Origin of the sequence: Pedobacter psychrodurus (genome assembly GCF_032678585.1) — a bacterium.
Lineage (GTDB): Bacteria > Bacteroidota > Bacteroidia > Sphingobacteriales > Sphingobacteriaceae > Pedobacter > Pedobacter psychrodurus_A.
In genome coordinates, this window is the sequence record NZ_JAVTSN010000007.1 from 55,200 (window position 1) to 66,949 (window position 11,750).

General features: G+C 39.5%; 9 protein-coding genes. 2 read left to right on the forward strand and 7 right to left on the reverse strand.

All coding sequences use genetic code 11. The annotated features are described in order from the left end of the window. Positions 1 to 166 precede the first annotated feature (166 nt). Positions 167 to 1,372 (reverse strand): hypothetical protein, encoded by a 1,206-nt coding sequence (locus R2S57_RS06455; protein ID WP_316844231.1) that lies wholly within the window; start codon positions 1,370 to 1,372, stop codon positions 167 to 169. A gap of 123 nt (positions 1,373 to 1,495) precedes the next feature. Between R2S57_RS06455 and R2S57_RS06460 the strand changes: the two genes are divergently transcribed. Both R2S57_RS06460 and R2S57_RS06465 read left to right on the forward strand, forming a co-directional pair. Next, on the forward strand, positions 1,496 to 2,077 hold the full coding sequence (locus tag R2S57_RS06460; RefSeq protein ID WP_316844232.1) for a thymidine kinase: 582 nt from the start codon (positions 1,496 to 1,498) through the stop codon (positions 2,075 to 2,077). 353 nt (positions 2,078 to 2,430) lie between these two features. Beyond that, the gene (locus R2S57_RS06465; RefSeq protein WP_316844233.1) at positions 2,431 to 3,237 is read left to right on the forward strand and encodes an SDR family oxidoreductase; all 807 of its coding nucleotides are present in this window, start codon (positions 2,431 to 2,433) and stop codon (positions 3,235 to 3,237) included. An 88-nt stretch (positions 3,238 to 3,325) separates the two neighbouring features. On the opposite strand, the gene R2S57_RS06470 is transcribed toward R2S57_RS06465, so the two are convergent. From R2S57_RS06470 to R2S57_RS06495, 6 genes are all read right to left on the reverse strand, one after another. Then, complete coding sequence (locus tag R2S57_RS06470; RefSeq protein ID WP_316844234.1) at positions 3,326 to 6,739, reverse strand: DEAD/DEAH box helicase; 3,414 nt, start codon at positions 6,737 to 6,739, stop codon at positions 3,326 to 3,328. 27 nt (positions 6,740 to 6,766) lie between these two features. Then, positions 6,767 to 7,072 (reverse strand): helix-turn-helix transcriptional regulator, encoded by a 306-nt coding sequence (locus R2S57_RS06475; RefSeq protein ID WP_316844235.1) that lies wholly within the window; start codon positions 7,070 to 7,072, stop codon positions 6,767 to 6,769. After that, positions 7,053 to 7,406, reverse strand: coding sequence for a type II toxin-antitoxin system RelE/ParE family toxin (locus R2S57_RS06480; protein WP_316844236.1), 354 nt, complete (start codon positions 7,404 to 7,406; stop codon positions 7,053 to 7,055). The genes R2S57_RS06475 and R2S57_RS06480 overlap by 20 nt, the downstream gene beginning before the upstream one ends. Positions 7,407 to 7,687: 281 nt before the next feature. Then, the gene (locus R2S57_RS06485; RefSeq protein ID WP_316844237.1) at positions 7,688 to 8,719 is read right to left on the reverse strand and encodes a GntR family transcriptional regulator; all 1,032 of its coding nucleotides are present in this window, start codon (positions 8,717 to 8,719) and stop codon (positions 7,688 to 7,690) included. A gap of 42 nt (positions 8,720 to 8,761) precedes the next feature. Continuing rightward, positions 8,762 to 10,147, reverse strand: a complete 1,386-nt coding sequence (locus tag R2S57_RS06490; RefSeq protein ID WP_316844238.1) for an FGGY-family carbohydrate kinase — start codon at positions 10,145 to 10,147, stop codon at positions 8,762 to 8,764. Positions 10,148 to 10,161: 14 nt separating this feature from the next. After that, on the reverse strand, positions 10,162 to 11,442 hold the full coding sequence (locus R2S57_RS06495) for a TIM barrel protein (RefSeq protein ID WP_316844239.1): 1,281 nt from the start codon (positions 11,440 to 11,442) through the stop codon (positions 10,162 to 10,164). Between the last annotated feature and the right edge of the window lie 308 nt (positions 11,443 to 11,750).

The following is an 11,750-nucleotide window of genomic DNA, read 5'->3' on the forward strand; positions in this document are numbered from 1 at the left end:
TCAGTCTTTAGTCCATAGTCAGAAGTCAATATTACCGGTCCTTTATGTAACGTGCTCCTGAACTTGTTTCAGGATCTTACTCACATGATGGATACTGAACAAGTTGAGTATAACGCTCATGGTATAACACCATCGCTTTACGCCAAACGCCATACCCTTCCCGCTCCTACTTACTAAACCTTCTGTTCAGCAATTCGTAAAACTGATCAACCGTAGCCTGTTTATTGGCCCAGTTATTTTTTGCGGCATAATTGTTCTGAAGGTAACTATCAGCGGCTTCGAAACTGCTCATTTTATTGATAATATCGATCACTTCAGAATAGGCCAGGTTATAACCATTAAAAAGATCTTTAATAAAAAGCAGTTTTTCATTTAAATTAATCGCCTGTTTTAAATCGGCAATTGGCGCTTTAGCAGGTTCTTCTCCTTTTCCATTCGTTTTGGCCAACAAATCATTTAAACTTGGTGTTGGATTTGAAGTTGCTGGTTGTGGCGCTGGCTTTACCGGAACTGCTTCTGGCGTAAATAGCGGGCGCTCCTGTTCAACCCGTGGAGAAATAATAGGATCATCCAATTTCACATCTTTAAGGGCTTCAATCGGCTGGCTTGGCGCGGCAATTGGTGCTTCTTCTTCAATAACTGCAACTGGTTCTTCTTCCGCAACGACTAAAGGTTCTTCCTCTTCTTCCTGTGGGATTAAAAAAGGCTCTGGACCAATTTCATCCTCTTCAGTTGGTACAACCTCTGGCTGCACTGCCAAAGCCTCTTCTTTTTCGTGTATTTTCTTTTTCTGCGCTAAAATTTCTGCTTCTTCTTTACTCAATGGGCGGTCGAAAATCTCTTCTACAGATCCCATAGCTATCGGATTCGCTTCATAATCAAACTGATCATTTTCATCGTGCGTACCCAACACAAACTCAAAACTATGATTGTCCTGATCCGGTTTGAAAAAATCCTGATTTGAAAGCGATTCGGCTTTTTCTTCTTCAATGGTTTCATCATCAAAAATCTCCTGTTCTGGCTTCACATCAACACGCGCTTCCTCTTCTTCGGCGGTAACTACTTCTTCCAACTCCTGCGGATCGAAACACTCTTCATCTTCCACATAACTTTTTTCAACTTCCGGTAATATAATGGTATTCTGCTCAGCCAATAAAGCATGATTCCCCGCTTCAACAGGTTTATCTTCTACTATGGTGTTTAATTTTTTGACAATATTGACGTGATCAGACAGAAAATGGGCATTGGCGAGAAAAAGCTCAAGCTCCAAATCGTTTAATTGGTGGGGATTTTGAGCTAAAAACTGATACTGCTCATTCAATTCTGTTAAAATACTGCCGATCTTTCTGAAAATATCCTGTTGGTTCATCATAAAGTTAAAACGAATTTTTAGTCGATTTATGTTGGTAACTATGTGTCCAAAAATAACACATAATTCTCATATTTGTTCGGTTTAAAAATTATAGAACGGACATAGGGGAATAAAAAAGCGGGCATGTTATTTAGCGAACAAAATTTTAGAAGAAGAGGCGAATTTTCAGGAAGTATAGAAGTGGTGTGTGGTTCTATGTTTTCTGGTAAAACCGAAGAACTGATCAGAAGGTTAAAAAGAGCCCAGATTGCTAAATTGAATGTCGAAATTTTCAAACCCCGTACCGATACCCGTTACCACGAAACTGCAGTGGTATCACACGATCTAAACTCCATAAACTCTACTCCTGTTGATAGCGCATCGGCTATTTTATTGCTCGGCACCAATACCCAGGTAGTGGGCATAGATGAAGCTCAGTTTTTTGACGATGAATTGCCTGATGTTTGCAATAAACTCGCCCTTAAGGGGATCCGTGTAATTGTTGCTGGTTTGGATATGGATTTTACCGGCAAACCCTTCGGTCCGATGCCTGCGTTAATGGCCATTGCGGAACATGTAACCAAAGTAAATGCGGTTTGTGTTTGCTGTGGCAATCCTGCACTGTATAGCTACCGCACAGCGGCCGATGAAGCGACGGTTTTATTGGGCGAAAAGGAAAGTTATGAGCCACGTTGCAGGGCCTGTTATAATTTGGACAAAGGCTAAAGAGGTTAATTGTATAAACTGGTTAATCGGTCATTAGGAACTGGAAACTATTAACTGAAAACTGCAGTTGGCTCATTGGTAACTGTCAACCGAAAACTGCCAACGAGAAACTGAAAATTGGTCATTGGTCATTGTTTCACGGCTATAAATATTCGTTTTTTGAAGCGCAATAGCTGTGCTAGAATTAAAGTATGTTCCCGTGTTTCGCAGTACGCTCCGGGTTTCGTTCCTCAACCCTGCAGGGTACCTGCTGCACCCGGGGCTAGGTGGCAAAAGCGCTACTGATGAACGGAGAAACAAAACCCTCCTCTATTTTTAAAAATTGTATGAAGTAAAATTTAACTGATATTTGTATGGTGAATACAAGAAAAAATACCATTTCTATCTTAGGCTGTGGCTGGTTTGGTTTTGCGCTGGCAAAAAAACTAATCGGGCTAAATTATACGGTTAAAGGTTCTACCACAAGTCCGGAGAAATTGGCCACGATTTCAGCTGAAAAAATACAACCGTATTTAGTTAATTTCACAGCAGAAAACATTGAAGCAGATCCGGTTTTTTTTGAGGCAGATACCCTGTTTATCTGCATTCCCCCAAAGCGGAACTCAACTGAACTTCTTGATTATCCGCAAAAGATAAATTCAATTTTAGCAGCTGCAAAAGATAAATCGAAACATGTAGTGTTGATCAGTTCGACGAGTGTTTATGCGGATGAGAATAAAATAGTAAATGAAACCAGCGAAACAAATCCCGATACTGATTCAGGAAGAGTGGTTTTAGCTTCAGAAATGCTATTTAAGGAACTATTCCCCGAAAACTGCACAATAATCCGCTTTGCGGGCTTAATTGGCCCTAATCGTAACCCTGCTAGGTTCTTTGCCGGAAAAAGTGATGTGCCAAATGGTTTAGCACCTGTAAACCTGATTCATCAAACAGATGCTGTAGGGATTGCAGTCAAACTTTTGGAAAAACAAGCATTCGGCAAAACCTACAATGCCTGCTCGCCAAATCATCCTGCAAAAATGGATTTTTACATCAACGCTGCTAAAACTACAGGACTCCCCGAGCCTGATTTTATTGCAGAAAAGAAAGATTGGAAAATTGTAGAAAGCTTAAATGTACCTGAGTTTTTGGGTTACAAATTTGAGGTGTATTTAATCTGACAACCTATAGTAGTAAGATTTCTTCCCCGAAAAGTCGGGACAGGCTGTCGGCTGAAAAAGCCTTCCCGCAATGACGAATTGTAGTAACCTAACTCAGCAATCCCAATAATTCTTTTTTGGTTAAATTCTTAAACAAACTTCCATCGGTCTGGATCAGGTCTTTTACCAGATCTTTTTTAGTGGCCTGAAGTTTCATGATTTTTTCTTCAATGGTATCCGGGCAGATCAAACGCACGGCCATTACATTTTTATGCTGACCAATCCGGTAGGCCCGATCTATGGCCTGGTTTTCTACAGCAGGATTCCACCAGGGATCAACCAGATAAACATAATCGGCTTCAGTTAGGTTCAGTCCTGTTCCACCAGCTTTTAAACTGATCAGGAAAACCGGAATATCGGCATTCTGCTGAAAAGAGGTTACTACTTCTGCCCTTTTACGTGTTTGTCCGGTAAGGTATTCGTATCTGATTCCACGGCTCTCCAATTGTTTTTTGATGAGATCGAGCATGGTTACAAACTGAGAGAAAACCAATATCTTATGATTCCCGGCTTTGCTTTCGATCTGCTCCATCAGCACATCAATTTTTGAAGACGCCTGTAAATACGATTTCCCATCGGCCAATAATGCTGCAGAATTACAGATCTGGCGCAGCGTAGTAATACTCTTCAGCACATGCATCGAACTTTTTGGCAATTCATCTTCCTGTTTACCCAAAATAAAATCCTGTATTTCCTTTTTATTGGCTTCGTACACTTCGCGCTGCTCGGCTCCCATTTCGCAATACAGTACAATTTCTGTTTTATCGGGAAGTTCCTTTGCCACCTGTTCTTTAGTCCTGCGGAGAATAAACGGCCTGATTTTTTTCTGCAGCTCCTCTGCCCTTCTGCTATCCTTAAACTGATCAATCGGGGTCGAATATAAATCGGCGAACTGCTGTTTACTGCCAAACAAACCCGGACAGGCGAAAGAAAGCTGCCCATATAAATCAAAGGTATTGTTCTCTATCGGTGTTCCCGTCATGGTTACTTTGTTGCGCGACTGCAACATGCGAACGGCTTTATAACGTTGCGAATCGGGATTTTTGATCAGTTGCGATTCATCTAAAAAGATGTAATTAAAACGGTAATCCTTTAAAAAACGGATATCAGATAACAGCGTTCCGTAAGAAGTTAAAATGATTTCATAATCATCGAAGGTATCAGTCGTTTTGGTACGTTCGCCTGCGTAAATGGTTTTCACTTTTATAGAAGGTGCAAATTTCTCCACTTCAGCCTTCCAGTTAAAAATTAATGAAGCCGGAACCACCACCAGGTTGGTATTGTGTTTTACTTTTTCGCGTTGCGATAAAATGAAAGCCAAAACCTGAATGGTTTTACCCAATCCCATATCATCGGCCAAACAAGATCCGAAATTAAAATCATCCAAAAAGTTGAGCCAGTTTAAACCGTCTTTCTGGTAATGACGCAGTGTTGCAGTTAAACCTTTCGGTACTTCAACTTCCTGAATCGAATCAGTCCCTTCAAACTTCTGTTTATACAATTTCAGCTCGTTTTTTACATCCCCATCCAATAAAGCATCTTCATAAAGATCGTTTATAGAAGCAAATTTAATTTTTGGGGTAAGGATGGTATCTTCAGTTACTTCACCAGCACTAAAATAAGCCGCAAATTTTTCGATCCACTCATGTGGCAAAATACCCTGCGTTCCATCATCAAGGGTTACAAACTTACTTTTGTTTCTGATTGATTTATGGAGGAGTTTCAGCGCAACCTCTTGTTTGCCAAACTTCACTTTTACTTTGGTCTCAAACCAATCCGTTCCACTTAATACCTCAATATTAATTTTAGCCTGAAATTCGCTCAATTTATTGTTCTTCAATTGATTGAATCCTAAAATATGAATGTCTTTGTTGCGCCATCCTTCAAAAGCTTCAAGAAACCAGGCTTCTTCTAAAAAACGTTTGCGGTGCAGGTAAAATGAATCGTAATTATTTTGCACAAATAAGAAATCGTTTTCCATCTGTTCATAAAAGTACGAATGCGACCTGATCACATTTGAAATAAATTGAAGTTCTGCTTTTTCATCACGGTCAAGCTTAAAAACATTTCCCAATTTATCTTTCGCCTGGATCTGCTTTTTAGACAGCACAGGGATTTCCAGGTTTCCATACCGCATTACCGGCGTAAGAAGGATAAAATCTTCAGATTCTGAAAGATAAATCAACTGTTCATTTTCGAGATCGAAACCTTTTTCTTCAATCTGACTTTTGGTAGCCGGTTTTAGATAAGAATAATCTACGTGAATGCTTCCTTCTAAAGGCACGAGAATGGCTTTTTGAAATTCTTGATACTTGGTTTTATGCAGGATTATTCGATTGCTCTGTTTTTTGAAAAATCCGATTACGCGCAAAAAATCCAGTCTGCCAATTAAATAAAGCTGATCGTTAAGTTTAACAAAGTACTGGTGTACCAATACCAGGTTATCGAGTTCGTAAGGTTTACCTTCAATAATCAGCCGGCCTGTAATTTCGTAATAATCATCGCGCTGGTTTACCGACAGGCGTAAATCGACATCCAATAAATGGACATCAACAGCTGCAATAGTGGAAGCTTGTATTGCTACAGACTGTTTGCTATCCTGCAAATAAAATGGAATTTGCCTGGGATTTTTTACAATCGCTTTTAAGGCTTCTACTTCGGCCTCACTTTGATCGTTATTGTAATTCTGCTGAAAAGTGGTAATGCCGCTGTAAAACTTAACCAACTCATTATCATTTGATTTAAAGAGCAGATCTGCCGGATTAATTCCTTTTATTGGATTTTTAACCTTCCCATTTTTAGTGGTTTCGGCTTCGAACAATTCAACGGTGAGATTATTGTAATAGCGATGCTGACCAAAAACCAAGATCATTTTACCCTGATCATTTTTAGACTGTAATTTCGCTTTAGGCTTTGTTGATGGCAGTAAAAGTTCCTGTAAATTTTGCTGGGCTTCTTTATTGAATGGTTGCAGGGCATCCATTTTTGGACGGATAGCTACCTGACCATTTTCATAGCGGAGATTAAACAGAAGATCAAGATTTTCTTCCTTTTCCAATCCATAATCGGCTGCAATTTTTAAAAGCTTTTGCCTCCTCAGGTTAGCATCAAAGAATATCAATAAATCCTGCCGTTGGAGAATATTATATAAAACCCTTGCCTGGTGTTCGCAGAGTTTATGTTTTGGTGTGGCGCAACGACAAGAAAGTTTTACCGAATTTGAGTGCTGTTGCAGCTGAACAATTGGAAATGTTAATCCAGATGCTTCATCGCTAAAAGCAGCAAAATCGATTTCAATCTGCTCGGGAAACAGCTGGTAAAAGCCTTTAACATCCGTATGGATCAATCCGCCTAAATGTTTGAGGATCACAATCTGGCTCAGATTCTTCAGATTAAAATCTTTTAAGATATAATCATAAGGATTTTGTTCTGATACGAGATGCGCGCTTACCTGTTCACTCATTTAAACTAAAATAGGAAATTCTGTCTTTTATAAACTTACATTTAGATTTAAGTGCCCACCAAGTCCAACCTTGATTATTCTCATTAACGTCGATAATCTAATGTCGCTTGCATTATTTTCGATTCGAGAAATATAGGTTTTAGTTGTACCACATTTTTCGGCAAGCTGTTCTTGCGTCATACCTTTTTCTTTGCGAAGTTCTTGAAGCATGGCTCCTAGTTTAAAACTTTCAAATTCTTGTTCGTAAACTTCTCTATTTTCAGTTCCACGTTTACCATATTCACTGTCCAGGTGATCAGCAAATGATGTAAATTTATTTTTTGTCTTTTCCATCGAAATATTTCTTTTTAAGTTTTTCGGCAAGCTCTATTTCGTTTTTAGGTGTTTTTTGGGTCTTCTTTTGGAATCCATTTACAAGAATGATTAGTTTTCCCTTGTCGAAAAAACTAAACACCCGAAAAATATCCGAACCAACTTCAACCCTAATTTCAAAAATCCCTGTCGAACCAGTAATGTGCTTAAAATATTTCTCAGGAACTTTTTCAAGTGTAGCGATTAATTGTAGTGTCCAATTGAATTTTTTCTTCACGCCAGGCTTAAGCTGTTCGTAAAAATCCAAATAGTACTCTTCAAAATAGAAAATGTCTCTGATAAATCCTTCGTTCATTAACCAATTTTAAGCTAAACAAAGTTAGCTAATTAGATAACAAATTCCAAACGGATATGATTTATAAAGCCTGCTAAAATATATAAAGGAATTGAACGACAACTCCTTATCTTTTGCCAACCGTTAGAAGTCTTCAACGGTACTATCCATTGACAGATTCAGCCGAAGGATCGTCATCTGAACTGGAGCATAGTAAAGTGCCTGCCCGTACAGGCGGGGAAAGATTTATGCGCCATATGGATAGATTTCTCGGCTGCGCTCGAAATGACGACTCTCCTATTTTACAGCGATTTACGCAGATTCAAATAAAAAGGCACCTCAATCTTTTCGGTTTTACCCGATAGGATAAACTCGGCTGCCTGTACACCCAGTTGGCTGAAATCAGTGGAAATGGTGGTAATTCCATCTAAAATAATCCTTTTTAAGGGTGTTTCGTTATAAGAAATTACCCCAACATCTTTCCCAATTTTAAGTTTTTGTGCAATCAGGCGCTCAATTAACATCACCAAATCATCTTCCATGAGGTTGATATATACTTCACCCGGATTAATTTCTTCGTCTTTGATGTTGTGGATTACTTTATGATCAAAAGCATATTGCTGGCAAAACCTGTAAAAACCTGTGAGTATTTCGTGTGGGAAATAACTGTTTTTTGGAAAGATAATTTTCAGGGTACGGTAATGAGAGAGCCGATCCAGCGCCTGCTCCAGGGCAGCATAAATATCCTGCGCAAAGTTTTCATAAGCCGCAGCATAATCGCCTGTTACCCCAGGCAATAATTTATCGAGGATAACAAGTTTTTCTTTAGGTATCGTATTGATAATTTCGTGCGCATTTTCTCCCCCTTCTATAAAATGTGGAATAATTACAAAGTGCGAATAATCATCGCGCTTGGCTACGATCATTTTTTTGAATAGGGCAAAATCGTTGTTGTAGATATAAAAATCAATCGCCGCACGCTCGCCCAATGTTTTGGTGAACGAATCGTAAATGATTTTTTTATGTGTACTGAGTTTATTAAATAGCAGACAAACCTTTAGCTTTCGCGAAAAGTCGGTATTGATAATGAAATAACCCTTTCCTGGCACAGAATCGACCACGCCAAGCTTCCGAAGGTTACGGTAACCTTTTTCGGCGGTATCTCTCGACATTTCCAAACTGAAACTCAGCTCATTAATCGATGGCAACAAACTATTTTTCAGAAGTTTACCACTCTCAATAGCCGCCAAAATAGCATTGGTTAACTGCTTGTATTTTGGTGTCGACGAATACTCGTCGACGTTAATATAGGGTATTAAATCTTCTGGTTTCAAAATGGCTGTCTTGGTCTAAGGATTTCGAATATAAGGAAATTCCTAAAAATCTAACGTGCGCTGAATGGCAGAATAGTATTTTAGGTGAATCATATCCGTTGGTGCAGGGTTTTCGTTCCAGGCATCATTTATCGCCAAAGCCGTTCCTATAGCGGTAGCTTGCGACACTGAAGAAGCATAGACCTCAATATCGGGGATAGAAGTGGCAAGGAGGTGCATATAAATTGCATTTTTACCAAAGCCCCCATCTACAAAAATTCTTTTCACCCCTGAATTTAAAATCAGCTTTAACGAATAAATCTGTTGTTTGATCAGATCGAATATCAATTGGTGATAAGCTTCTTCTGCGGTTTGGAAAAGATTTAAGTCACGATCAGGGAAGGCAGAACTTGCTGAAAAGCCTTGTTGCTCTTCTCGATTTTCTGGAATTTTATTGGCCAGTTTTAAAATCATTGACGGATTAAACTTCAGGTGTTTAAACAGATAGGCAGCACGATCGAAATGTTCGGCAATCCGCTTAAGCTGTACCTCATGTTCATAACCCGCAAAAATACGCGATGCTTTAATCGCTTTACCTTTAAAATGCATGTAACACAAACAATCTTGTTTAAGCTCTTCGGCAGTTAAGGCTTCCTGGTTAAAAGGGTTTAAACTGATGCACCAGGTTCCGGTGGAGATGAGTACAAAGGCAGTGTTAAAATTCGCCAGATAAGGGATCAGTGCGGCAGAACTATCGTGCAAACCAACACCAACTTTTACGCTGTTTCCTTCAAAATCAGTCTCCAGACTTGAATCTGCGGGGGTAAATTTGCCGAATTTTTCATCGATTTTTTCTGTGGTAACCCAGTTGTGATATTCACTTTTATTGAAATCCCAAAGCTGTGTGTGGCAACCGATACTGGTAATATCGGCAACCGCCTTACCGGTAATTAAATAGCTTAAATATTGAGGCAGGTGTAAGGCCCACTTCACTTTTTTAAATATCTCGGGCTTTTCGTGCTTCAGGCGGTAGAGCTGCATGCCCGAATTTAGACTGCCCAAAATTGGTGAGGCGGTTTCTAACGAAATCTTATCCTCACCTCCGTATTTTGCGTAAAAGGCTTTTTTAAGTGCCTCCGGATATTCCTTTAAATAATTATAAAGCGGTGTTAGCGGTTCGCCATTTTCGTCCAGGTAAACAAAACTGGCACCATACGTAGAAAAGTTGATGGCTTTAACATCAAACTCTTTTAACTGCAAAACCTGATGGAGGGAATCGTACACTGAAGAACGCAGGCTTTCGAGGTTTTCGCATGGCTCACCATCTTCATCAACGGTTTCTACAAAACGTGCAGACCGCTCGTAAACGATACTGTAATTTTCGTCGATCAGAAACAGTTTTTTATTCGTTTTCCCAACATCAAATATGGCAACAACAGGTTTAGGCATTTCTATCTCTCTATTTACAAACCTGTGGCAACAGTATTTCCGCGGTGATTAACTAATTGATTTCTTACTTCTAAACCGCGGTATAATGCAATCGGTGATAGCGCTGCTCCGGCCCTTAATCTGGCTTCGGCTACCAAAGCCCTTAAATCGCTACGGAAGGTATGTTGTAAAATCTCCTGTGCTTTGGCTACATCATTATTGTTCTGCGCTTCGTTTAATGCTTTTCTATCCACCAACAAAGCTTGTGCATAAGCAATCATAATGGCTTCTACAGATTGTAATAAATCCTCTAATGGGTCTTTTACGTTATGCGAAGCATCGATCATCCAGCCTAAATCTTTTGTATGATTCATGCCTTTTGCATCCATACCTTCTACCAGTTCGTTAAAAATCAGGAACAATTGGTAAGGCTTAATACTTCCGGCGGTTAAATCATCATCACCATATTTAGAATCATTGAAATGGAAACCACCCAACTTTCCTTCCATTAACAATAAAGCAACAATCTGCTCGATGTTTGCATTTGGTAAATGGTGACCTAAATCAACCAAAGTATAGGCTTTTTTACCAAGTTTGCTCGCATACAGCAAAGATTGTCCCCAGTCGCCAACCGTAGTGGAGTAAAAGTTAGGTTCGAAAGCCTTGTACTCCACAAATATTTTCCAATCTTCTGGCAGGGCTGAATAAATTTCCTGTAAACTTTCTAAAGTATTTTCGAAGGCTTTACGAAAATTAAGCTGTCCGGGGAAACAAGAACCGTCGGCAAGCCAAACAGTCAAGGCATCAGAGCCTAGCGCGATGCCGTGTTTAATTACTTCTATATTGTGTTCTATCGCTTGTTTGCGGATATCCTTATTTACATTTTGAAGTGAACCGAATTTATAGCTGTGTGCAGCACCTTTCTGATCCTGGAACGTATTCGAGTTCATGGCATCGAATTTTAAACCATAGCTAGACGCCAGGGTTTTTAAAGCTTCAGCATTTTGTGGGATATCCCAGGGGATGTGAAGCGAAATTGCACCACTGGCACCGTTTAGGGCATGCAACAAACCTACATCTTCAATTTTTTCTTCAATCGTACGGGGTTCTCCTCCGGTAATGGCAAAACGGCCAAAACGTGTTCCGCCGGTACCCAAAGCCCAGCTCGGAATGGCAATCTGAAAATCGATCAGTTTCTGGATTACGCTTTCCAGATCAACATGTAACCAATCTTCTTTTAAAAAAGAAAGTTTGCGCTGATGTGGAGTTAAAAGGGAGTCGTTATGTTTTTCTATTTGGTTCTGCTCGATATTCATGAGAATATTTGGTTTTCTTAGGTTAATTATTGTGGCGATACAATCGCCTTTATCACTCATCCTCGTGATTCCGAAGGAATCCCTTTGGGAAAAACGAGGACGATTATAAAAAAATTAAGGTTAATTATCGTGGCGATACAATCGCCTTTCTCACTCATCCTCGTTACAAACGAGGACGATTATAAAAAAATTAAAGTCATTTTCGGTCTGCACAATGTACAGACCGGTTAAACAACTTAAAAAACTATTTTGCCATGGTCTGTGTCACCACAGACTATATACTTCTTTTTTAGCCACAGATAACACAG

Bases quoted from the DNA above. Each gene is read 5' to 3' on its own strand.
- R2S57_RS06455 (WP_316844231.1), bottom strand. From the start codon at position 1,372: ATGATGAACCAACAGGATATTTTCAGAAAGATCGGCAGTATTTTAACA.
- R2S57_RS06460 (WP_316844232.1), top strand. From the start codon at position 1,496: ATGTTATTTAGCGAACAAAATTTTAGAAGAAGAGGCGAATTTTCAGGA.
- R2S57_RS06465 (WP_316844233.1), top strand. From the start codon at position 2,431: ATGGTGAATACAAGAAAAAATACCATTTCTATCTTAGGCTGTGGCTGG.
- R2S57_RS06470 (WP_316844234.1), bottom strand. From the start codon at position 6,739: ATGAGTGAACAGGTAAGCGCGCATCTCGTATCAGAACAAAATCCTTAT.
- R2S57_RS06475 (WP_316844235.1), bottom strand. From the start codon at position 7,072: ATGGAAAAGACAAAAAATAAATTTACATCATTTGCTGATCACCTGGAC.
- R2S57_RS06480 (WP_316844236.1), bottom strand. From the start codon at position 7,406: ATGAACGAAGGATTTATCAGAGACATTTTCTATTTTGAAGAGTACTAT.
- R2S57_RS06490 (WP_316844238.1), bottom strand. From the start codon at position 10,147: ATGCCTAAACCTGTTGTTGCCATATTTGATGTTGGGAAAACGAATAAA.
- R2S57_RS06495 (WP_316844239.1), bottom strand. From the start codon at position 11,442: ATGAATATCGAGCAGAACCAAATAGAAAAACATAACGACTCCCTTTTA.